Here is a 22,000-nt window from a genome sequence, read left to right on the forward strand (position 1 = left end):
AGAGGGCGGCCATCGGCGGACGGTCCGCGCGCGGAGCCTTCGGTGCACCGGCAGTGCTGCCATCGTCGTTCCCGGCAGGCAGCACCGGTGCGGAACGTGGCTGGCAGTGGCGGCGGGCCGGGGCCCGGCGTGCGGTCCGTTGCCTTCCACGTTCCTGCCCGAAGGCGATGTCCGTGGACGGCGACGATGGCCGCTGGGGCTTGCGCCCCGGGTGTTGCTTCAAGTCATGACGTGAGAGGTCATGTGGTTTGGAGTGGGAATCGAACCCACGACAGACGGATTACGGATCCGTTGCTCTGACCAAGCTGAGCTATCCAGTTGGGGACCGCGCGGAATCGAACCGCGTACCGGCGAACCGGTGCCTGCCTCCAGCAGGCGATCCAGGCGATGGCATGTCCGCGACCTCCGGCATGCGCCACGGCAATGCCGCGCGCACCAGCCCGTGGTTGAAACGGGACCGTTGGAGAATCGAGGGTGCAGGCCACCGACATTATCGGCGAGCGATAATGTTTGGGTGCAATGCAGATAATGTCCAGGCGTTGCCGGTCGCGCGAAGTAAATCCTTCGGCGGGGCAGAAAAACCTGGGTCAGTGAGCGGCGGGTCGCCGCGCGGGGTGCAGTTCTGGCATCGCGGGTCCTTGTGCCGACGCAAACGAAAACGCCCCCGGGACTTGCGTTCCGAGGGCGTCGTCAGGCCTCGGAGATCGGGGTGGCCGATCTCCGCAGGGCGGGTATCAGGCCGTTGTCAGCTGGTCTTCCTTGCCGAACGCGCGCGCCGGCCCGTCCATGCGCAGGCATGGCAGCTGTTTGGCGATGGCGACGGAATGCGCGTTCAAGGGAAGTTTCCAGTGGTTGTTGAAACGAGGTGCGCACGATAAACCACGATTTAGTCGCGTGCAACCATTTTGTTCAATTATTTTCTTCGCTGTTGTGCAATGCCGGCCAGCGGCCGGCACTACAACTCAGGCTTCCGTGCTGGCGGCATCCAGCTGCGCGACATCCTGCACGCTCAGCGCTACGTTGGCCGCTGCCAGCAGATCGTGCAGCTGTTCGACGCTGGTCGCGCTGACGATCGGTGCGGTGATCGACGGCCGCGCGATCTGCCACGCCAGTGCGATCTGTGCAGCGCTGGCGCTGTGCTTGCTGGCCACGTCATCCAGCGCCTGCAGGATGCGCAGGCCGCGCGGGTTCAGATAGCGCTTCACCACTGTTTCGCCACGCGCCGGGCTCTTTGCCGCATCAGCCGGCGTGCGGTACTTGCCGCTGAGGAAGCCACTGGCCAGCGCGTAGTAGCCGATCACGCCGATCTGCTCGCGCTGCACCAGCGGTTCCAGTTCCTTTTCGTAGCCGGCGCGGTCGTAGAGGTTGTACTCCGGCTGCAGGGTTTCGTAACGCGGCAGCTTGTAGTCGGTGGACACCTTCAGCGCATCGGCTAGGCGCGTGGCGCTGTAGTTGGAAGCACCGATCGCACGCACCTTGCCGGCTTCGATCAACCGGCCGAACGCGGCCAGGGTCGCTTCCAGCGGTGTCGACTCGTCATCCTCGTGGGCCTGGTACAGATCGATCACGTCAGTCTGCAGGCGGCGCAGCGAATCCTCGACCGCCGCATTGATGTTGTCCGGGGTCAGGCCGGGGCGCTCGGCCCACTTGGCCACCTTGGTCGCCAGCACCACCTTGTCGCGCTTGCCGCTGCGGGCAAACCACTTGCCGATCAGCGTTTCCGATTCGCCGCCGGCATTGCCCGGCACCCACGCCGAATACACATCGGCGGTGTCGACCAGGTTGAAGCCGGCATCGACGAAGGCGTCGAGCAGGGCGAAGCTGGCCTTCTCATCGGCGCTCCAGCCGAACACGTTGCCACCGAAGGCGAGCGGACGTACATGCAGGCCGGAACGGCCCAGTTCGCGGGTTGCCGTCATGGGCACGGACTCCTTGGGGGAAGTGCTCCAGAATAAAACGCGTTGTGTGACCGTGCTGCGGCGGTGGCCACAAAACAGTGTTCCGCGACGGGCATGCGGCTAACGTTTTGTGAACACCTGGGACGCTGCGGCTGCTAGTCTCGCCGGATCTTCCGCTGGAGTCGTTCCGATGATGCCTGCTTCGTCCCCGCGTGGTTGCCGACTGCTGCTTGCTTCGGCCCTGCTCGCTGCTGTTCCTGCGTTCGCCGCACCGGCCACGGTAGCGCCGGCGAAGATCCAGGTCTCGCCGGCCATCGACGCGGCGGTGAAGGCGCCGACCCGCGATGCCAGCAACGCCAAGCGCGATGGCTTCCGTCATCCGGCGCAGACGCTGTCGTTCTTCAAGGTGGCACCGGAAAAGACCGTCATCGAGATCACCCCCGGCAACGGCTGGTACTCGGAGATCCTGGCGCCGCTGCTGCATGACAAGGGTCGCTACGTCGCCGCCGTGGTCGATCCGATGGCCGTGCCCGAAGGCCGCGGCCGTGACTACCAGCAGCGTAGCCGCGACAGCCTGGAAAAGAAGTATGCCGGTGCGCCGGCACAGTTCGGCAAGACCGCCGTGGTCGCCTACGATCCGGCCAAGCCGGTGTTCGGCCCGGCCAATTCTGCCGACGTGGTGCTGACCTTCCGCAACGTGCACAACTGGCGCAAGGCCGGTCAGGCGCAGGGCATGTTCCAGGGCTTCTTCAACGTGCTCAAGCCGGGCGGCGTGCTGGGCGTGGTCGAGCACCGCGCCAAGGCCGATGTGGCCGACGACGATGACACCGGCTATGTCGGCCAGCAGCAGGTGATCGCGATGGCCGAGGCCGCCGGCTTCAAGCTGGACGCGCGCAGCGAGGTCAACGCCAACCCGCGCGACACCAAGGACCACCCGAACGGTGTGTGGACGCTGCCGCCGACCAACCAGCACGACAAGGCCGATGATGCGAAGTACCAGGCGATCGGCGAAAGCGACCGCATGACATTGCGCTTCATCAAGCCGTAAGAGGGGTGCCGGGCTGGCGCATGCTGACTCTGTAGAGCCGAGCCCATGCTCGGCTCATCGCGCGTAGCGCGGCGCATGGCTGGTCCCAAGGCCGGCCATGCGCCGGAATTCGATCGTATGCAAGGACATGGATAGTTGAAGAAGATTTTTTACATCGCTGCCGCGGTGCTGGTGCTGGGGCGGTTGATCGATTTCGTGTTCTACGGTGGTCATGCCCACGATCTGATGGCGACGGTAGGGTTTGCCGTGCTGTTTGCGGGTGCCCTTCTGGAGGAACGTTCGCGCAAGGCCGACCCGCCGGCGGCAGACCTGCGGCGCCGGGCCAATGTCATCGCCGCGTGCGGCATCGCATTGGTCCTGGGTTCGTTCCTGCTGGAATGGAAGGTTTTCGGCTGAGCCCGCCGTGATCGCGGCGGCAACGCGGGAATGGGACAATGCCCTACCCGCCGCCTGCCGTGCCCGCAATGCTGATCGCCTTCAACAAGCCCTTCAACGTGCTCTGCCAGTTCACCGACCGCAGCGTGCCGCCGCGGCCGACCCTGGCCGGGTTCGGCCTGCCGCCGCGCGTGTATGCCGCCGGCCGGCTGGACCATGACAGCGAGGGGCTGCTGCTGCTGACCGACAACGGCACGCTGGCGCACAAGCTGACCGACCCGAAGCACAAGGCCGACAAGACCTACTGGGTGCAGGTGGAAGGCACGCCCAGCGACGAGCAGCTGCAACAGCTGCGCGACGGCGTGGTGCTCAACGACGGGCCGACCCTGCCGGCGAAGATCGAACGCCTCGATCCGGCGCCGTCGCTGTGGACGCGCGATCCGCCGGTGCGTTTCCGCAAGACCGTGCCTGACAGCTGGCTGGCGATCACCATCCGCGAGGGCCGCAACCGCCAGGTGCGGCGGATGACCGCGGCCGTGAACCTGCCGACGCTGCGGCTGGTCCGCGTGTCGATGGGGCCCTACCGGCTGGACGACCTGCAGCCGGGGCAGTGGCGGCAGATTGGCTGAAACAGAAAGGGCCGGAGGCCTTGCGGCGTCCGGCCCTCGTGCGGTGCTTTGAGGTCGGAGCCCTTCCTGCGGAAGGGCTCCGACCCCAGATGATTCACGCGTCGCTGCCGATATCGCTGTGCTCGTCCACCACGGTGTCGTTGCGGCGGTCACGTGCGTTGATACGCTGCGCCTGCCCATTCACCACGTGGCCATTGGCGGCCTTCTTCTTCTGCTGCTTGCGGTACAGCGCATAGCCGAGCAGGCCTACACCGACCGCAGCGGCGGCCACGGCCACTGCCGGATTGCGGCGCACGAACTTGGTCGCGGCCTTGCCGCCGGTCTTCACTGCGCCGATGGCGGCGCCGGTCTTGATCCAGTCCGCATTGCGCAGGCTGCCACCGGCGCTCTTCAGGCCATCGCCGGCGGTGTGGGCCAGCTCCAGGGCGCGCTCCAGAGCGCGGTCGGTGATTACGGTCAGCTTGCTCATGCGGGGGTCCTTTGCCTCGGGTCGAAGTCCAGTGTCGCGTGTTGCCCGTAAACGGTATGTCAGTCGAGGCCGCACGTGGCGTGACTTTACCGCAGCCATTCAGGATCAGGCAGGGTGGGGTCAGAGCCCTTTGCGTTGCAAAGGGATCCGACCCCGCCAATCAGGTCCCGCGCGGCTTGGCCCGGTGGGTGGCCGTGGCCGTCCACGGATCATCCGGCCATGGATGGCGCGGGTAGCGGCCCTTCATCTCCTTTTTCACCTCGGCGTAGGTGTTTTCCCAGAAGTTGCGCAGGTCCTGGGTGACCTGCAGCGGGCGGCCGCCGGGGGAGAGCAGGTGCAGGGTCAGCGGCACGCGGCCATCGGCGATGCGCGGCGTATCCGCCAGGCCGAACAGTTCCTGCAGCTTCACCGCCAGCACCGGTGGCAGCGGATCGCCGCTCTCGCCGTCCAGCGCATAGCTGATCGGCCGCTCCAGCCCGGACGGCACGGTGATGCGGATTGGCGCATGGCGTTCGACCAGCTGCCGTTGTGACCACTCCAGGGGGGACTTCAACGCTTCGCCGAAGCCGGATTCATCCAGCGCATCCAGTCGCGTCTTACCGGCGAACGCAGGCTGCAGCCACTGCGCGCGGTTGGCCAGCAGGGCGTCGTCGCTGCAGTCGGGCAGGTCCAGCTCCGGCATCCAGCGCCGCAGCGATTCCACCCGTGCCTGCCACTGGCGCAGGCCTTCGGTCCACGGCAAGGCCTGCAGGCCGAGCTCGGCGACCGCGTCGGTCAGGGCCTGCGCGGCGTGCTGCGGATCGACCCGGCCGGCCGAGCGGCTGTCCAGCACGATGCGGTCGAAACGGGTCTCGCGCAGTGCCACCAGGGCGCGGCGCTCGCTGTCCCAGCGCACCACGTCTTCAGTGACGAAGCGCTCCGGCCACGCCTTGCGCAGTTGGCCTTCATCCACCGGTGCGGCACGCAGCAGCAGCGCATCGCGTGCCTCAAAGCGAAGCTCGCTGGCCACCAGCCACGGTTCGCCACGCAGGTCGCTCAGTTCGTGCAGGCGCGCGCTGCGACCATTGGCCAGCAGGTAGCGCAGTGGATCGCCGGGATGCTGGACACCGATCCGGTCGGGGAAGGCATGTGCGAGCAGGTCACCCAGCTCGTGCGCCTCGATGCTGGCCGGTGGCGCGGCATCGCAGCGCAGGCGACGTCGCCATTGTTTGGCGGCGGCATCGATGGCGGCCAGCCCGCTGCGATTGGCGTCGCCCGGCGCGCGGCCGTTGCGGAACGCGGCCAGTGCGCGCCAGCGGGCCGCCAGCGCGTCACCGCCCTGGCGCAACGGGTCGCGGGCTTCCAGCAGGGCGGCCAGATCGGCGGCCAGCGCCTGCGCGCGGGCATCAGGTGCTGCCAGCAGCATCGCCGCCATCCGTGGATGCGTGCCCAGCGCCAGTACGCGGCGGCCGAGTGCGGTGATCGCACCACGGCTGGACAACGCGCCCAACCGCTGCAGCAGTTCGCGCGCGGCGCTCATTGGGCCGGCAGGTGGCGGATCGAGGAAGCGCAGGTCGCTGCTGCCCCAGGCGGCCAGTTCCAGCGCCAGTCCGGCCAGTTCCACCTGGTCGATCTCGGCGCGGCGCTGCGGCTCCAGCCGCTGCGACTGCGGCCACAGCCGCCAGGCCACGCCTTCGGCCACGCGACCGGCACGACCGGCGCGCTGATCGGCCGACGCCTGGGCGATGGCCACCACGTCCAGCCGGGTGAAACCGCTGTTGGGGTCGTAGCGCGGCTCGCGTGCCTGGCCGCTGTCGATCACCACGCGCACGCCGGGCAGCGTCACCGACGACTCGGCCACATTGGTGGCCAGCACCACGCGGCGGCGGCCATCGCTGGCGGCCTGCAGCACGCGTGCCTGCTGTTCCACCGGCAGCTCGCCGTGCAGCGCCAGCACCTCCACGCCGCTGTCCAGGGATTCCTGCAGGCCGGCTTGCACCCGCGCGATCTCACGCTGGCCGGGCAGGAACACCAGCAGGTCGCCGGGATGTTCGGCCAGGGCCTGTTGCACCGCGCGGCGCACCTGCAGTTCCAGCGCCTCATCGCGGCGCGCCGGGAAATGGCTGACCGTCACCGGGTAGCTGCGGCCCTCGCTGCTCAGCCGCGGCGCATCAAGGAAGCGTGCCAGGCGCTCGCCGTCCAGCGTGGCCGACATCACCACCAGGCGCAGGTCGTCGCGCAGCTGCGCCTGCACGTCCAGCGCCAGCGCCAGGCCGAGGTCGCCGCTGAGATGGCGCTCGTGGAATTCGTCGAACAGGATCGCACCGACCTCTTCCAGCATCGGGTCGTCCTGCAGCATGCGGGTCAGGATGCCTTCGGTGACGACTTCAATGCGCGTGCGCGCCGAGACTTTGTTCTCGAAACGGATGCGGTAGCCGATGGTGCCGCCCACATCCTCGCCCAGCTGCCGCGCCATGAACAGCGCGGCGCTGCGTGCGGCCACCCGGCGCGGCTCCAGCAGGATGATCTTCCGGCCTTGCAGCCACGGTGCATCGAGCAGCGCCAGCGGCACCTGGGTGGTCTTGCCGGCGCCGGGCGGGGCTTCCAGCACCAGCCGTGGCTGCATGGCCAGGTGCTGCTGGATCTGCGGCAGCAGCGGGGAAATCGGGAAGAGCGGGGCGTTCATGTGCAAAGGATAAGGGGCCGCGGCGGGCGCAGGTACAATGCGCGGGCACTTTTCCCCCGCGATGACCATGCACCTGATCGATATCGGCGCCAACCTGACCCACGATTCCTTCGACCGCGACCGTGACGCCGTGCTGGACCGTGCGCGCCAGGCCGGCGTGGTGCAGATGGTCATCACCGGTGCCAGCCGCGAGCACTCGCCGCTGGCCGTGCAGCTGGCGCAGCAGCACCCCGCCTTCCTGTACGCCACCGCCGGCGTGCACCCGCACCACGCGGTGGAATACACCGAGGAATGCGATGCGGAGATGCGCGCGCTGCATGCCCAACCGCAAGTGGTGGCGGTGGGGGAGTGTGGGCTGGACTACTTCCGTGATTTCTCGCCGCGCCCGGCCCAGCACCGTGCGTTCGAGCGACAGCTGCAGCTGGCCGCGGACAATGGCAAGCCCCTGTTCCTGCACCAGCGCGACGCGCATGCCGATTTCATGGCACAGATGAAGAACTTCGAAGGCCGCATCGGCCCGGCGGTGGTGCATTGCTTCACCGGCGAACGCGATGAGCTGTTCGATTACCTCGACCAGGACTGGTACATCGGCATCACTGGCTGGCTGTGTGACGAGCGCCGCGGCGCGCACCTGCGCGAACTGGTGAAGAACATCCCGGCCAACCGCCTGATGATCGAGACCGACGCGCCGTACCTGCTGCCGCGCACGCTGAAGCCGATGCCGAAGGATCGCCGCAACGAACCGATGTTCCTCTCGCACATCGTGGAAGAGCTGGCACGTGACCGTGGCGAGGACGTTGCGGTGACCGCGGCCAATGCCACTGCCGCCACGCGCGCGTTCTTCCGCCTGCCTGACGCCGGTTGATCGGGTAGTGCCGGCCAGCGGCCGGCACTACCGGAGCAGGTCGCGCAGGCCTTCACGGTAACTCGGAAACCGTGGTTCCCATCCCAATGCTTCACGCGTGCCACGACTGTCGATGCGCTTGTTGCTCTCGTAGAAGCGCCGCAGTGCCGGGCTCAGCGCCGGATCGTCCCAGGCCACGGCCGGCGGCAGCGCGACCCCGCCCAGCTGCGCGGCGAAGGCCAGTACGTCCTGCGGTGGCGCCGGCTCGTCGTCACTGGGCAGGTACAACCCTTGTGCGGTGGGGCGCTGCATCGCGGCGATGATGACCGCCGCCAGGTCCTGCACATGCAGGCGGTTGAACACCAGCCCGGGCCGCACCACGTGGCGTGCACGCCCCTGTGCCAACTGCATCAGCGCATTGCGGCCCGGCCCGTACAGGCCGGGCAGGCGGAACACCGCCGAGGCGATGCCGTGTTGTCCGGCCAGTGCGCGCCATTGTGCTTCCGCGAGCAAGCGCTGCACGCCGGCCGCTTCAGTGGCATCGGCCGCGCTGCGCTCTTCGATCCAACCGCCGGCGCGGTCGGCATACACCGAGGTCGACGACAGATAGCCGACCCAGCGCAATGCCGGGCTGGCCTGCAGCGCGGGCAACAGCAGGCGCAGTGCCGGGTCACCCCTGGCATCTGGCGGCACGCTGCACAACACGGCGTTGGCCTGCGCGATTTCCTCGAGCAGGGACGGCGAAGGCGAGGCGTCGGCATGCAGCCGGTGTCGATGCAGGCCATCGTTGGGCGCCGCTGCCGGATCACGCACCGTCCCCGCAACCTGCACGCCGCGCGCCTGCAGCTGCGTAGCCAGCACGCACCCGCTCCAGCCCAGGCCGAGGATCAGCACCCGCGCCGGCAGTGCGTTGGCCTGCAACGCGAAGCTCACGCGCTGCGCAGTGCCTGGTAGGCCTGCAGGCTGCTATAGGCGACCTGCAGCAGCAGGGCTTCCTGGTCGGCCTTGCGGGCACGCGCCAGCATGTCGCCGACGATCTGCTCGGCTTCGACCTGCTGGCCTGCTTCCAGGTCGCGCAGCATCGAGGCCTTCAACGCAGAGCCGGACTGGGTCAGGGTGCCGCGTGCGGTGTCCTGTGCGGCTTCGGGAATCGGCTCACCGGCGGCCTCGGCCACGGCCAGGCACTCGTCATACAGGCCACGCACGATCGCCTCGCCATCGCGGGTAGCGACGATGGTGCCGATGTCGGCGCGCAGCAGGCAGGTGGCAGCGGCCAGCGCGGTCAGGAAGGTGTACTTGACCCACTGTTCCTGGCCGATGCGTTCGCTGGCCAGGTGATCAAGACTGGCCTGTGCGCAGGCGGCGGCGAAGGCACGGACGCGCGCGGAGATCGCGCCGCCATCGCGCTCGCCGAAGGTGAGCTTGGCTGGCTTGCCCAGATGCAGCACGGCGCCGTCAGTGGCCTTGGTGGCGCTGATGAAGCACAGGCCACCCAGCACCGCCTCGCGGCCGAAGCGCAGGTCCAGTGCGTTGTAGTGGTGCAGGCCGTTGAGGATTGGCAGCACGGTGGTGTTCACACCGACTGCCGGCGCGATGGCATCGATCGAACTGTCCAGGTCATAGGCCTTGCAGCTGAGAATGACCAGATCGAACGGCTTCTGCGCGGCGAGCGCTGGCAGCGCGTCGGCAGTGACGTGCTGCACCGGGAAGCGGGCATCGCCGATGGGGCTGCGGATGACCAGGCCATCGCGATCCAGCTGCGCTGCGCGGGCGGGGCGCACGAGGAAGGTCACGTCCACGCCGGCCTGGGCCAGGCGACCACCGAAGTAACCGCCGGTACCGCCGGCGCCGAGGATCAGGATGCGCATTGCAGGTTCACCGTGTTCTGGGGGAATCAGAACTGCGATTGTGCCGGAGATTGCGGCCAACGGCGGAGCACCTCGTGGTGGTTCGCGGAAAGCACTGTTCATTGGGGTAGGCCGGGCGGGTAGGCCGCGCAGGGGACGCTGCAAGTACGTCCCCGTAAGCTCGGTCGCCGCTTGCTCGCGTGCGCTTTCCTGCGCACACGGCAAGACCGGGGTTGGGCGTCCTGCCCAACCCGCCCGAGGCATGCCTCGGGCCCATGCGGCTCACGCCCCTGCACAACCTACCCGCCCGGCCACGGACATGTTCCGGGCGCGGCCACCACGGAAAGCAGATCAAGAGCGGAAGCGGGTCGCTCGCTGCGCCCGCTCGTGTAGAGCGGTGCTCAGGGCAGTTGTTCGCTGAAGTCTTCGGTGTAGCCCAACAGCAGTGTGGTGCGGGTGGCCAGGGTTGCAGCCAGTTGTGACCAGGTGTCATCCGTTCCTGCGGCATAGGTGTGCTGCAGATCCGCGACCAGAGCACTCGCTTCTGCAGGCAACGGCGCGCTGTCGCGCTGGAAGCCCAGCCACGACGCGCCAAGCCCGAACAGACGGTAGTCGTATCGCTCCTGCAGGTGCCGGATCAGGGCGTGATTCTGGAAGGGGTCCCAGTCCGCGCTGAAGTAACCGTTGGGCAGGGCGGCGATCAGCAGGTCATCGCGGTCCACGGGCACCTGCTGCACGCAGACCACATCGTCGACGATGTGGCCCGGTGTGGCATTGGCCGCGACCAGTGCCTCGATGTCTGCGTCATTGCACATCAGCGTGCCCGCCAGCGCGCTCCATTCCAGTCGATGAGAGGAATGCTCGAGTTGCGCGACGACATGCGCCAGCAACCGCCCGCGTGCCGCCAACGCATCTTCGGGGGTTGCCGGGTCCTCGTCCTCGTACAGCGCGATGCGTGCGTCGTCTGACGCGTGCATGCTGGTGTAGCGGCACTGGCCGGCGTCATCGAGCGTGCATAGATAGCGATACCGAGGATCAGCCGCGTGCTGTGAGGCCAGGTATTCCAGCACCTCCTCCAACGTGGGCGAATCGCCCAGCAACGCATGGCTGAAGGCATCGATGGGGCCGTCCGACACGGCCTTGTCCAGCGGAATGGAAGTGATGTTCATCGCCACAGCCTAGCCGCAATCCCGAACGAGAAGAGCGGAGCGTCGACCTTACCGTGAACGCTCCATCCACGCATGGCGTGGATCTACAGTGTCGACCAAGGTCGACACCCACCAACAGCAGCGGCAATCTGTCGAAGGCGGGGTGGGTCCGGTTGCGGGGGTGTGAGCCGCAACCGGACCCACCCCGCCATCCCCCGGATAGTCAGCTTTTGCCGTTGAAGTTGACGTTGACGTTGATTCGGCGGGTGCAGGGCCGCAGGCCCTGCACGCAGAACTCAGCTGCGCATGCCCACGCCACGGCGCAGCAGCCACAGCGCCAGCGCCGTCAGCACCACCACGAAGCCGATCATCAGGCCGTAGGCCACCGGCAGCGGTACGTCGCTGCTGCCCAGCAGGCCATAGCGGAACGCGTTGACCATGTAGAAGATCGGGTTGGCGTGCGTGGCCGCCTCGGCCCAGGTCGGCAGCAGCTTCACCGAATAGAACACGCCACCCAGGTAGGTCAGCGGGGTCAGGATGAAGGTCGGCACGATCGCCACGTCGTCGAACTTCTTGGCGTACACCGCGTTGATGAAGCCGGCCAGCGAGAAGATCGTCGCGCCCAGGATCACCGTGGTCAGCATCACGATGGGGTGCGGAATGCGCACCGGGGTGAAGAACATCGCGATGATCAGCACGATCACGCCCACCATCAGGCCGCGCAGCACAGCACCGGCCACGTAGCCCCACAGGATCACCCAGTTCGGCATCGGGCTGACCAGCAGTTCTTCCACGTGGCGGCCGAACTTGGCGCCGAAGAACGAGGAGCTGATGTTGCCGTAGCTGTTCTGGATCACGCTCATCATCACCAGGCCCGGCACGATGAACTGCATGTAGCTGTAGCCGCCCATGTCACCCACGCGCGACCCGATCAGGTTGCCGAAGATCAGGAAGTACAGGGTCATGGTGATCGCCGGCGGCACCAGGGTCTGGCCCCAGATGCGCATGATGCGGGCGACTTCGCGGCGCACGATGGTCATCAGCGCGACGCGGTTGCGCTGGCCGTCGGTCAGCTCGGTGGTGCTCATGCGGAAGTCTCCAGGTTGCCGGTGAGGCGCACGAACAGCTCCTCCAGGCGGTTGCTCTTGGTACGCATCGAACGCACGCGGATGCCAGCCTCGTTCAGCGTGGCGAACACGCGGTTGAGGTCCATCGCGCGCGGCATGTCGATGTCCAGCGTGTGCGGATCGGGGGCGGTCAACGTCGCGCCTTCGATCACCGGCAGCTGCGCCGGCAGTTCGCCATCGATGTCCAGCAGGAAGCCTTCCACGTCCAGCTTGGCCAGCAGGGCGCGCATCGGGCCCTGCTCGACGATCTGGCCGTGGTTGATGATTGCCAGGTGGCGGCACAGGTACTCGGCCTCTTCCAGGTAGTGCGTGGTGAGGATGATCGTGGTACCGGCGGCATTGATCTCCTTCAGCACGCGCCACATGTCGCGGCGGATCTCGATGTCCACGCCGGCAGTCGGCTCGTCCAGGATCAGCAGGCGCGGGCGGGTCATCATCGCGCGCGCGATCATCAGCCGACGCTTCATGCCGCCGGACAGGGTGCGGCTCATCACCTGCGCCTTTTCCCACAGATGCGCACGCTTCAGTTCCTCTTCGGCACGCTTTTCGGCTTCCTCGCGCGGCACGCCGTAGAAACCGGCGTAGTTCACCAGGATGTCGAAAGGTTTCTCGAACAGGTTGAAGTTGATTTCCTGCGGCACCAGGCCGATCAGGCGCATGGTGGCGCTGCGGTTGCGCACCAGGTCGCTGCCGAACACTTCCACCTGGCCCTCGCTGAGGTTGACCAGGGAGCTGATGATGCCGATCAGGGTCGACTTGCCGGCACCGTTGGGGCCGAGCAGGGCGAAGAAGTCGCCCGGGGCCACTTCCAGGGAAACCCCCTTCAGGGCCTGGGTGCCGTTGTCGTAGGTCTTGCGCAGGTCGCGCACGCGCAGGGCGGGCGCCGTATCGTTCTGGGATGCCAAGCTCGAAGCCTTCGCGCCCATGGGCTGGCGCTGGAGAGGGGGCGGGGAGGGGCTATTATAGAAGACCCCGAGGGCTTGCCCCGGCTACACACTGTCCCGAAAAGTCGTGCCTGTTCAATTCCCCCTCAAGCTGGTCGGCTGCCGCATGCTGGCCCCGACCGTCGGCCACTACCAGTTCGTGCGTGACGATGGACAGCCGCTGGATTTCCAGCCCGGCCAGTTCATCCAGGTCCATTTCAGCTACGCCGACGGCACCGAAACCAAGCGCAGCTACTCGCTGGCGACCATCCACGACCACGCGCTGGGCCCGGGCGAGGCAGTGGATATCGCGGTCAGTTTCGTGCCCGGCGGCGCCGCCACGGCGCTGTTCGAGGCGCTGGAGCAGGGCGGCCAGATCAGTGCGTCCGGCCCCTATGGCCGGTTCTGCCTGAATCCCGGTGATCACAACGCCCGTTACCTGCTGATCGCCACTGGTACCGGCGTTACCCCGTACCGCTCGATGCTGCCGCTGCTGGAAAAGGCCATGGCCGAGCGCGGTGTGCAGATCGTGCTGCTGCAGGGCGCGCGCAGCCCGGGTGAGCTGCTGTACAGCGAAGATTTCTACAGCTTCGCCGAAAAACATCCGAACTTCCGTTATGTGCCGTGCCTGTCGCGCGAACTGCCGGCCGATCCGCACCCGGACGTGCAGCACGGCTACGTGCAGCAGGCCCTGGCTGGTTTCTCGCCGGACCCGGCCACCGACATCGCTTACCTGTGCGGCAACCCGGACATGGTCGATGCCTGCGCCGAGCTGCTCAAGGCGGCTGGCCTGGGCAACCCGCAGATCCGCCGCGAGAAGTACGTCAGCAGCAAATAGGTCCGGTTGGTGCCGGCCGCTGGCCGGCAACCCCACGACGCCTGGAAATACCCACCGGAGGCGGCGTCATGCCGCCCCCGGTGCCTGCCTCAGTACGCGATCCAGGCATCCCGCCAGGCGAACCCGGTGCCCGGGCGGTAGGCATCGGCATTTATGTTGCACCAGGCGCCTTCCGGGAACGGGCGGCAGGCGTACAGCGTGCCATCGGTGCCCTTCACCACGGTCTCGCCAGGCTTGTAGCTGCCGATACCGGCCGGGTACACGAAATCGTAGTCGCCGCCCGGCGGATCGATCGGGCCCGGCCCCGGAATCCGGGTTTCCAGTTCGAAGCGGTTGCCCGGCTTGAGATAGACACGGTTCCCGGTCGCCGACGCCACCGGCGTGATGACGCCGTTCCTCATTACACCCACCCGGGCGTGCTGGGCGTTGCCGTTGACCTTGCGCGCCAGCGCCAGCGGCCACTGGTCTGCAGCAGTCTGGCCGGCGGCCAGGGTGATTTCCGGACGTTCCAGATCGTTGCCGTTGGCGTTGAACACGCGCAGGGTCACCGTGGTGCCTGCTTCCAATGCACCGCGCGCGGTGACCGGGCCGGCATCCTGCCATTGCGGCGGCGGGGTGACGCCATCACCGTCTTCGAAGCGCACGTCCACACAGGTGTAGAAGGCTTCACCCGAATCCGAGCGCTGCCAGGTGTTGTAGATGATGTGCTGGCCGCTGCGCTTGGGCAGCGGGCAGTCCAGCTTGTAGACACCGCCCTCGGACAGCGGCACGTTGCCCAGCGTGCAGAACGCTTCCAGGTCCGACCAGCGCAGACCGTCGCTGGCCTTCCAGCCGTCACGGGTGACGTAGAACTTCCACTCGCGGGTGGCGTGCGGTGCCGGTGCAAGGAATTCAAAGGTGTACCGGCCGCGTGCATCGGCGCGGATCGGCGAGGTCGGCCAGTCGCTGCGGTTCAGGTCGAGGCCGCGGAACTTGCTGTTGCCACCACTGCACAACTGGCCATCCGGAACGACGGCCTGATGGTTGCCGTGCGCGGCCGCCTGGTTGACGCCGTTCCAGTCATAGAACGGCTGCGCGCCACCAATGGCCTTGGCCGCAGCGCAGGCCGGGTTGGTCGGGTTCTCCGGGTTGCCCTCGTAGCACTGCTTCACGCGGCTGAGCGGCTTGGACATGGTGCCGTGGGCGAAGGCGCCGCCGGACAGGGCCAGGCCAGCGATGGCGGACAGCGCGAGCGCGGCCCGATGGGACAGATGCATGGAGATCTCCTCTGGAAGGGTGGAACTGCCGGGAGGAGTCTTCACATGCGAACTGACGATCACCATAGGAACAGTACGAAACTCGCGGCCGCGAAAGTGCTTCTGCGCAGTCGTACCCACTTCCTGCAGGCGAGAGGCGATGCAGTGGCACCGCCTCTCGACCGTATGATCAGTACGCGATCCACGCATCCCGCCAGGCGGCACCCACGCCCGGCCGGTATGCCTCGGCATTGACGTTGCACCAGGCACCCTCCGGGAACGGGCGGCAGGCGTACAGCTTGCCGTCGGTGCCCTTCACCACGGTCTGGCCCGGCACGTAGCTGCCGATACCGGCGGGGTACACATGGTCGAAATCACCGCCCGGCGACGGCGTGCCCGGGTCCGGCACCTTCGTGTCGAGCTGGAAGCGGTTGCCATCCTTCAGGTACACGCGGTTGTCGGTGGCCGAGGCGGTCGGCGTGATCACGCCATTGGCGAGCACGCCCACGCGCGCGTGCTGGGCACTGCCATTGACCTTGCGGGCAAGCACCAACGGCCACTGCGCGGCCGCCGTCTGGCCGCCGGCCAGCGTGGCCTCAACGCGTTCCACGTCATTGCCGTTTGCATTGAACACGCGCAGCGCCAGTGTAGTTCCCACCGGCAACTCGCCGCGCGCGGTGACCGGGCCGGCATCCTGCCACTGCGGTGCCGGCGTGGTGCCACCGCCCTGGAAGCGCACGTCCATGCAGGTGTAGAACGCTTCGGTCGAATCCGAGCGCTGCCAGGTGTTGTAGATCACGTGCTGGCCGCTGCGCTGCGGCAGCGTGCACTGCAGCTTGTAGGTGCCATCGGCCGACAGCGGCGTATTGCCGAGTGTGCAGAATTCCTGCAGGTCGGCCCAGCGCAAGGGGCTGCCCGGTTGCCAACCTTCGCGGGTGACGAAGAAGCGCCAGTCACGCGTGGCATGCGGCGCGGTGGCCTTGAACACGAAAGTGAACCTGCCATTCGCGTCGGGCTGGATCGGCGTGGTCTGCCAGTCACTGCGGTCCACGTCCAGGCCGCGGAAGGTCGGGTTGTTGCCGCTGCACAGCTTGCCATCGGGCACCACCGCCTGGTGGTTGCCATTGGCGTTGGCCTGGTTGATGCCATTCCAGTCGTAGAACGCCTGCGAGCCGCCGATCGCCTTGGCGGCGGCACAGGCCGGATTGGTCGGGTTCTCGGGATTGCCCTGGAAGCAGGCGTAGACGCGGCTGACCGGCGTGGTCATGGTGCCGTGGGCGGCCGCAGTGCCGGCCAGGCTCAGGCCTGCGGCGGCGAACGTGGTGGCCAGCAGCAACGGTGTGGATCGGAATGACATGGCGCATCCTTGTGGTCGTCGAAAGGGAACGGTGACCGCAGGAGTTGCGCTGCGCAGCGGACTTGCGGCGGCACCACAGCGAGTATCGAGTCGTGGTGCGGGCGGCGGAACCATGGAAGTGCCGATCCGTGACTGTGCATGTGAAGCCCTTCCCGCAGGCTTCACGTGGTGCTGAACGGATGCGCCAATGGTCACGTGATCGGCGTGCCGTCGATCACGTCATGGAGGTGGCATTACGTGGCGTTGATGCCAACCCGATCTGCCTGGCATGAGAAACAGCCGTGTGCCGCGTTGTGCAGCTGGACAAAGGCCACCGCTGGATCGGCGAAGATCGTGTCCAGCTGCGTGGCGACCTCGGTGCCGGCGCAGACCTGCGCACTGCGCATCAGCGCCGCTGCGTCATAGGCGCGCAGCGAGATCAGGCGGCGCTGCACATAAGGTGGCACCTGCCCGGCGGGCAGTACGCAACGGATCACGCCGCGCTGCACGAAGATCGGGCCGGAGGCGCGATAGGGCGAGTGCAGCGGCAGGTGCACATGGGACAGCAGGAGCAGTTCGCTGCCGCGGGGAGGATCGCTCAGGCTGATCCGGCAGGGGTGTCCTCCCGAATCACCTGCCCAGCGACGCTGGATTCCCAGCGCAGCGAGCGCGATGTCACTCATCTCGAAGAGGGGCAGGAAGGGGCGGTGGTCGATGCCACCGAGGTACCACGCATGCATGGGCGTCTCCTTGGTTTCCCGCGGATTCTGCGCATGCGCCGGCCGCCATGCTCGCCGTTTTCAGACCCCGCATCACCCTCGAGCCGAGGAACGCCGCGGGAATCGCGCTGCAAGGCGCTAAGATGCGCGCGCCGCCCCGGCCGATGAGCGCTGCATGTCACTGGATTTCCGCACCATCACCGTGCTTGGCTTCCTGCTCTGCATCGGCATTGCCGTGGGGTTCTCGCTGCTGCTGGTCGTGCTGCGCGGGCAGCCGGTGCTGCGCCAGTGGACCGCCAGCCTGTGGCTGCTCACCCTGGGCGTGACCCTGCTGGCGCTGCGTCCCTATCTGCCACTGGCGCCGGCGGTGCTGGCCGGCAATGCAGCGATGGCCGGGTGCGCGCTGATGATGCTGCGCGGCGTGGCGCTGCACCTGGAGCAGCCGTTGCCGCTGTGGCGGCCGTTGTTGATGGCGGCCGCGTTCATGGCCTGCATCTTTGCCTTCCTGGTGCCATGGCCAAACCTGGGCGTGCGCCTGCAGGTGTTCAGCGTGTTCGCGCTGGTTGTCGATGGCTGGATCGCCTGGCTGCTGCTGCGCCATGCCCCGGCCCAGCAACGCACCAGTTGCCGGTTGGCCGCTGCGGTGTTCCTGGCCGAAGCCACATCGTATGCCGTGCGCCTGTTCCTGCCGGTGGCCCCGGATGCCGGCGAGGACATCATGCGCACCGGTTCGCCGATGTTCGCCACCTACATCGCCGGAGTGATGCTGGAACTGGCACGCTGCTTCGCGATGGTGCTGCTGCTGGTCGAACGCATGCTGGTCGATCTGCGGCATGCGGCGCGCACCGATGGCCTGACCGGGCTGCTCAACCGCAGCGCGGTGCTGGCCGATGGCCAGGCGCAGTTGCAGCGGCTGCGCCGGCAGGGACGGCCGCTGGCGCTGCTGCTGGTGGATGTCGATCACTTCAAGCAGATCAATGACCGCTGGGGCCATCTGGCAGGTGACCAGGTACTGCGCCATTTCGCAGCGCTGCTGCAGCGCTGTGCACCGGGCCACGACGCCCTGCTGGGCCGTTACGGCGGTGAGGAGTTCGTGCTGGTGATGGCCGGCAGCACGCAGGGCGATGCAATGGCAGGGGCCGCAGCGATCCGTGCCGCTCTGCAGCGGTGCCCGGCGCGCCTGGCCACCGGACCGGTGACGGTCACCGCCAGCATCGGTCTGGCGATGGACGAAGGCCAAGGCGACCTGTCCACGCTGCTGGCGGCGGCCGATGCGGCGCTGTACCGGGCCAAGGCCGAGGGCCGCGATCGCCTGGCCTGCGCCACGCCGGCGGAGATTTCGCGTCTGCCCATCGCCGACGACGCCGTGCCCGTGTAAGTTGAGTCACATCTTCCGCGGCAGCCCGTCGTGGTTGCCAGGAACGTCCTCCAGGGGAAACGAGCACGATGCAAAGACACCACCTCGCGTTGGCCGCAACGTTGGCCAGCCTGATGCTTGCCGGTTGCAGCCAGCCACCGTCACCCGGCGTCGAAGGCGCCAGCGATGGACCCAGCCGCCGTTTCGGCACGATCGACTTCCAGCCCTGCACGCTGTCCACGGTAGGTGCCAGTGCCAACGTGGAAGCGCAGTGTGCCACCCTGCAGGTACCGGAGGACCGGGCCCAGCCCGAAGGCCGACGCATCGGCCTGCGCATCGCCTGGCTGGAATCGGGCAGCAGCGGCTCCAGCCAGCCCGACCCGGTGTTCTTCCTGGCCGGTGGCCCCGGCCAGGCCGCCAGCGAAGTGGCGGTCATCGTCGATACCGCGCTGCGCCAGGTGCGCAAGCAGCGCGACATCTTCCTCGTCGACCAGCGCGGTACCGGCGGCTCCAACCCCCTCAACTGCCTTGGCGCGGATGGCAAGGAGCTGGCCATGGACGAGGATGCCGCACCCACGGAAGCCTCGCTGCGCGATTACGCCGAGCGCTGCGCCGCCTCGCTGCAGGGGCGTGCCGATGCGCGCTTCTACACCACCAGCGAGGCGATTGCTGATCTGGATGCGGTGCGTCAGGCGCTGGGCGTCGAGCGCATCAACCTGGTCGGCGGCTCCTACGGTACCCGCGTAGCCCAACGCTATGCCGGTGCCTATCCACAGCACACGCGCAGCATCGTCATCGATGGCGTGGTGCCGAACGAGCTGGTGGTGGGCGGCGATTTCGCCACCACGTTCGAGGATGCGATCGCCCTGCAGTCGGCGCAGTGCCGCAAGGATGCCGCCTGCAGCAAGCGCTTCCCGACCGACACCCGTGCGCAGCTGCGCAGCGTGGTCGAGACCCTGCGCCGCGCCCCGGTCTCAGTGGAGTATCGCGACCCCGGCACCAACCAGACCCGGCAGGATGTGCTGAGTCCGGACAGCGTGATCGGCCTGGCGTTCGCCTTCTCCTATGTGCCGCAGTATTCCTCGCTGCTGCCGCTGGTTCTCGATGAAGCCGCGCACGGCCGCTACGCACCGCTGGCGTCGCTGGCACGCGGTGCGAACCGCAGCATGGATTTCCAGATCAACCGTGGCATGCAGTGGTCGGTGATCTGCAGCGAAGATGCGCCGCGCTACCACGCGCCGGCCGAGGATCCCGAGCGCCTGTTCGGCAACGACGTGGCCAGTGCCTTCTTCGCCGCCTGCCCGGTTTGGCCGCACCGGCCGGCACCGGCAGCCAATGCCGTGCCGCTGCGCAGTGACGTACCGGCGCTGCTGCTGTCCGGTGAGCTGGACCCGGTGACGCCGCCGCGCTATGCCGAGCAGGTCCTCAAGGGCCTGCCCAATGGACGCACGCTGGTCGCACGCGGCCAGGGCCACGGCACGCTGGCGGCTGGTTGCATGCCGCGCCTGCTTGGCCAGTTCATCGACACGACCGATGCCAAGGCGCTGGATGCCGGCTGCCTGGACACGCTGAGCTATGTGCCGGCGTTCACCTCGTTCAACGGATGGGAACCATGATCGTCGCCGACAACCTGCACAAGGCTTTCGACACCCGTACGGGGCGCATTCAGGCGGTCGCCAACGTCGGCTTCCGCGCCGAGGATGGCCGCATCACCGGCCTGCTGGGCCCCAATGGTGCCGGCAAGACCACCACCATGCGCATGCTGTACACGCTGATGACGCCCGACCAGGGCAGCATCAGCGTCGATGGCATCGATGCAGCGCGCAACCCGGTGGAGGTACGCCGCCACCTGGGGGTGCTGCCCGATGCGCGTGGCGTGTACAAGCGCCTGACCGCGCGCGAGAACATCGCCTACTTCGGCGAACTGCATGGCCTCTCGGCCCAGCACATCCGCGAACGCATCGAGGTGCTGTCGCATGCCCTGGACATGGGCGACATCCTTGATCGCCAGACCGATGGCTTCTCGCAGGGCCAGCGCACCAAGACCGCGATTGCCCGCGCGCTGGTACACGACCCGCGCAACGTCATCCTCGATGAACCCACCAACGGCCTGGACGTGATGACCACCCGCGCGCTGCGCCGGTTCCTGCTGGGGCTGCGCGAGGAAGGCCGCTGCGTGATCCTGTCCAGTCACATCATGCAGGAGGTGGGTGCGCTGTGCGATCACATCGTGATCATCGCCAAGGGCACGGTGATGGCCGCCGGCAGCGCCGATGAACTGCGTACGCAGGCCGGCGAATCCAACCTGGAAGATGCGTTCGTGAAACTGATCGGCAGCGAAGAGGGCCTGCACGCATGAGCATGATGTCGACCCTGATGACGGTGATGCGCAAGGAGCTGCGTGACCTGTCGCGCGACCGCCGCACGCTGGCGCTGACCCTCCTGTTCGGGCCGCTGCTGTACCCGGTGCTGCTGCTGGGCATGGGCAAGCTGGCTGAGAGCCGGGTGCGCACCCAGATCGAACAACCGCTGCAGATTCCGACCATCGGTGCGGACAACGCCCCCAATCTGGTGCGTTTCCTCGCCGCGCAGGGGCTGAACACCGCTCCGGCACCGAAGGACCTGGCCGAGGCCATCCGCAGCCAGGAGATCGACGTGGCGCTGCGCATCAGCGATGACTTCGGCAAGGACTGGGCCGATGGCAAGCCGGCGCTGGTGGAGGTGATCAAGGACAGTACCCGTCGCGCCGCAGAAGTACCCAGCGCGCGCCTGGAGGCGGCACTGGCGACCTACAACGGCCAGGTCGGTGCGCTGCGCCTGATGGCGCGTGGCATCGACGCGCAGGTCGCACGGCCGCTGGAGGTGGCGCGCCAGGACCTGGCCAGTGCCGAGGCCAAGCGCGGCATGATCCTGTCGATGCTGCTGCCGGTACTGCTCACGCTGACCTCGTTCATCGGCGGTGCCTATCTGGTGATGGACGCCACCGCCGGCGAGCGTGAGCGACAGTCACTGGAGCCGTTGCTGGCCACACCGGGCTCGCGCAGCGCCATTGTCAGCGGCAAGATCGCGGCCGCCTGCGTGGTCGGGTTCGTGTCGCTGCTGCTGACCCTGGTGGCGTTCAAGGTGAGCGCACAGATCGCACCCGGCAACATCGGCCGCCAGTTCAACATGAACGTCAGTTCGATGCTGCAGATGCTGCTGGTGATGTTGCCGATGCTGATGATCGGCACCTCGCTGCTGACCTTCCTGTCGGCCGCGGCCAAGAGCATGAAGGAAGCGCAGAGCCACATGACCTGGCTGATGCTGTTGCCGATGATGCCCGGCTACGCGCTGGTGGCCTATCCGCTGAAGAGCGAGCTGTGGCAGTACGCCGTGCCGTTCCTGTCGCAGAACCAGATGCTGCTGAAGGTGATCCGCCACGAGACGATCACGCCGGCGGTCTGGGCCATCTATCTCGGCGCCAGCCTCGGCCTGGCCGCCGTGCTGTGGTTCGCCGCCGTGCGTCGTTACCACAACGAGCGCCTGGCGATCTCCGGCTGACC

At 67.5% G+C, this 22,000-nt stretch carries 20 protein-coding genes and 1 tRNA gene; 9 read left to right on the forward strand and 12 right to left on the reverse strand.

Annotated features, from left to right (window positions below; translation table 11 throughout):
- Positions 1-244: 244 nt before the first annotated feature.
- A tRNA-Thr gene (locus AC5P57_RS11685) sits at positions 245-318 on the reverse strand.
- Positions 319-962: 644 nt separating this feature from the next.
- Positions 963-1,919, reverse strand: coding sequence for an aldo/keto reductase (locus AC5P57_RS11690; protein WP_142807020.1), 957 nt, complete (start codon positions 1,917-1,919; stop codon positions 963-965).
- 169 nt (positions 1,920-2,088) lie between these two features.
- Here AC5P57_RS11690 and AC5P57_RS11695 point away from each other — a divergent pair, with 169 nt between their 5' ends.
- The 3 genes from AC5P57_RS11695 (at position 2,089) to AC5P57_RS11705 (ending at position 3,950) form a co-directional block, all read left to right on the forward strand.
- Positions 2,089-2,946: a class I SAM-dependent methyltransferase gene (locus tag AC5P57_RS11695; RefSeq protein ID WP_262235515.1), complete on the forward strand. Its 858-nt coding sequence runs from the start codon at positions 2,089-2,091 to the stop codon at positions 2,944-2,946.
- 135 nt (positions 2,947-3,081) lie between these two features.
- Positions 3,082-3,342: a hypothetical protein gene (locus AC5P57_RS11700; RefSeq protein ID WP_099551735.1), complete on the forward strand. Its 261-nt coding sequence runs from the start codon at positions 3,082-3,084 to the stop codon at positions 3,340-3,342.
- A gap of 68 nt (positions 3,343-3,410) precedes the next feature.
- On the forward strand, positions 3,411-3,950 hold the full coding sequence (locus tag AC5P57_RS11705; protein WP_099551806.1) for a pseudouridine synthase: 540 nt from the start codon (positions 3,411-3,413) through the stop codon (positions 3,948-3,950).
- Positions 3,951-4,044: 94 nt separating this feature from the next.
- Here AC5P57_RS11705 and AC5P57_RS11710 read toward each other — a convergent pair whose 3' ends face one another.
- Both AC5P57_RS11710 and hrpB read right to left on the reverse strand, forming a co-directional pair.
- Positions 4,045-4,419, reverse strand: a complete 375-nt coding sequence (locus AC5P57_RS11710; RefSeq protein ID WP_019336760.1) for a hypothetical protein — start codon at positions 4,417-4,419, stop codon at positions 4,045-4,047.
- Between the two features lie 160 nt (positions 4,420-4,579).
- Complete coding sequence (gene hrpB / locus AC5P57_RS11715; RefSeq protein ID WP_262235514.1) at positions 4,580-7,084, reverse strand: ATP-dependent helicase HrpB; 2,505 nt, start codon at positions 7,082-7,084, stop codon at positions 4,580-4,582.
- A gap of 67 nt (positions 7,085-7,151) precedes the next feature.
- Here hrpB and AC5P57_RS11720 point away from each other — a divergent pair, with 67 nt between their 5' ends.
- Positions 7,152-7,949, forward strand: coding sequence for a TatD family hydrolase (locus tag AC5P57_RS11720; RefSeq protein ID WP_262235513.1), 798 nt, complete (start codon positions 7,152-7,154; stop codon positions 7,947-7,949).
- 27 nt (positions 7,950-7,976) lie between these two features.
- Here AC5P57_RS11720 and AC5P57_RS11725 read toward each other — a convergent pair whose 3' ends face one another.
- The 5 genes from AC5P57_RS11725 to AC5P57_RS11745 form a co-directional block, all read right to left on the reverse strand.
- Positions 7,977-8,861, reverse strand: a complete 885-nt coding sequence (locus AC5P57_RS11725; protein WP_262235512.1) for an NAD-dependent epimerase/dehydratase family protein — start codon at positions 8,859-8,861, stop codon at positions 7,977-7,979.
- Positions 8,858-9,796, reverse strand: coding sequence for a 2-dehydropantoate 2-reductase (gene panE / locus AC5P57_RS11730; protein ID WP_099551732.1), 939 nt, complete (start codon positions 9,794-9,796; stop codon positions 8,858-8,860). Before panE ends, AC5P57_RS11725 begins: the two co-directional genes overlap by 4 nt.
- 380 nt (positions 9,797-10,176) lie before the next feature.
- Positions 10,177-10,944: a hypothetical protein gene (locus AC5P57_RS11735; RefSeq protein ID WP_262235511.1), complete on the reverse strand. Its 768-nt coding sequence runs from the start codon at positions 10,942-10,944 to the stop codon at positions 10,177-10,179.
- Between the two features lie 275 nt (positions 10,945-11,219).
- On the reverse strand, positions 11,220-12,011 hold the full coding sequence (locus tag AC5P57_RS11740) for an ABC transporter permease (RefSeq protein WP_099524090.1): 792 nt from the start codon (positions 12,009-12,011) through the stop codon (positions 11,220-11,222).
- Positions 12,008-12,976 carry an ABC transporter ATP-binding protein gene (locus AC5P57_RS11745; protein ID WP_099551730.1) on the reverse strand — a complete coding sequence of 323 codons (969 nt, stop codon included), beginning with the start codon at positions 12,974-12,976 and terminating at the stop codon, positions 12,008-12,010. The genes AC5P57_RS11740 and AC5P57_RS11745 overlap by 4 nt, the downstream gene beginning before the upstream one ends.
- An 85-nt stretch (positions 12,977-13,061) precedes the next feature.
- On the opposite strand from AC5P57_RS11745, the gene AC5P57_RS11750 reads away from it, so the two are divergent.
- The gene (locus tag AC5P57_RS11750) at positions 13,062-13,811 is read left to right on the forward strand and encodes a ferredoxin--NADP reductase (protein WP_142807012.1); all 750 of its coding nucleotides are present in this window, start codon (positions 13,062-13,064) and stop codon (positions 13,809-13,811) included.
- 89 nt (positions 13,812-13,900) lie between these two features.
- On the opposite strand, the gene AC5P57_RS11755 is transcribed toward AC5P57_RS11750, so the two are convergent.
- From AC5P57_RS11755 to AC5P57_RS11765, 3 genes are all read right to left on the reverse strand, one after another.
- Complete coding sequence (locus tag AC5P57_RS11755; RefSeq protein ID WP_262235508.1) at positions 13,901-15,067, reverse strand: lytic polysaccharide monooxygenase; 1,167 nt, start codon at positions 15,065-15,067, stop codon at positions 13,901-13,903.
- 169 nt (positions 15,068-15,236) lie between these two features.
- Entirely contained in the window at positions 15,237-16,403 is a 1,167-nt protein-coding gene (locus AC5P57_RS11760) for a lytic polysaccharide monooxygenase (RefSeq protein ID WP_099551727.1), read from the reverse strand.
- A 233-nt stretch (positions 16,404-16,636) separates the two neighbouring features.
- Positions 16,637-17,122, reverse strand: coding sequence for a DUF1203 domain-containing protein (locus tag AC5P57_RS11765; protein ID WP_099551726.1), 486 nt, complete (start codon positions 17,120-17,122; stop codon positions 16,637-16,639).
- 154 nt (positions 17,123-17,276) lie between these two features.
- Here AC5P57_RS11765 and AC5P57_RS11770 point away from each other — a divergent pair, with 154 nt between their 5' ends.
- The 4 genes from AC5P57_RS11770 (at position 17,277) to AC5P57_RS11785 (ending at position 21,998) form a co-directional block, all read left to right on the forward strand.
- Positions 17,277-18,479 (forward strand): GGDEF domain-containing protein, encoded by a 1,203-nt coding sequence (locus tag AC5P57_RS11770; protein ID WP_262235506.1) that lies wholly within the window; start codon positions 17,277-17,279, stop codon positions 18,477-18,479.
- A gap of 68 nt (positions 18,480-18,547) precedes the next feature.
- Positions 18,548-20,074 carry an alpha/beta hydrolase gene (locus AC5P57_RS11775; RefSeq protein ID WP_495219584.1) on the forward strand — a complete coding sequence of 509 codons (1,527 nt, stop codon included), beginning with the start codon at positions 18,548-18,550 and terminating at the stop codon, positions 20,072-20,074.
- Entirely contained in the window at positions 20,071-20,817 is a 747-nt protein-coding gene (locus AC5P57_RS11780) for an ABC transporter ATP-binding protein (RefSeq protein ID WP_099551723.1), read from the forward strand. Before AC5P57_RS11775 ends, AC5P57_RS11780 begins: the two co-directional genes overlap by 4 nt.
- Positions 20,814-21,998 carry an ABC transporter permease gene (locus AC5P57_RS11785; RefSeq protein WP_262235504.1) on the forward strand — a complete coding sequence of 395 codons (1,185 nt, stop codon included), beginning with the start codon at positions 20,814-20,816 and terminating at the stop codon, positions 21,996-21,998. The genes AC5P57_RS11780 and AC5P57_RS11785 overlap by 4 nt, the downstream gene beginning before the upstream one ends.
- Positions 21,999-22,000 lie beyond the last annotated feature (2 nt).

The organism is Stenotrophomonas sp. YJH_SMC_79 (assembly GCF_059367995.1).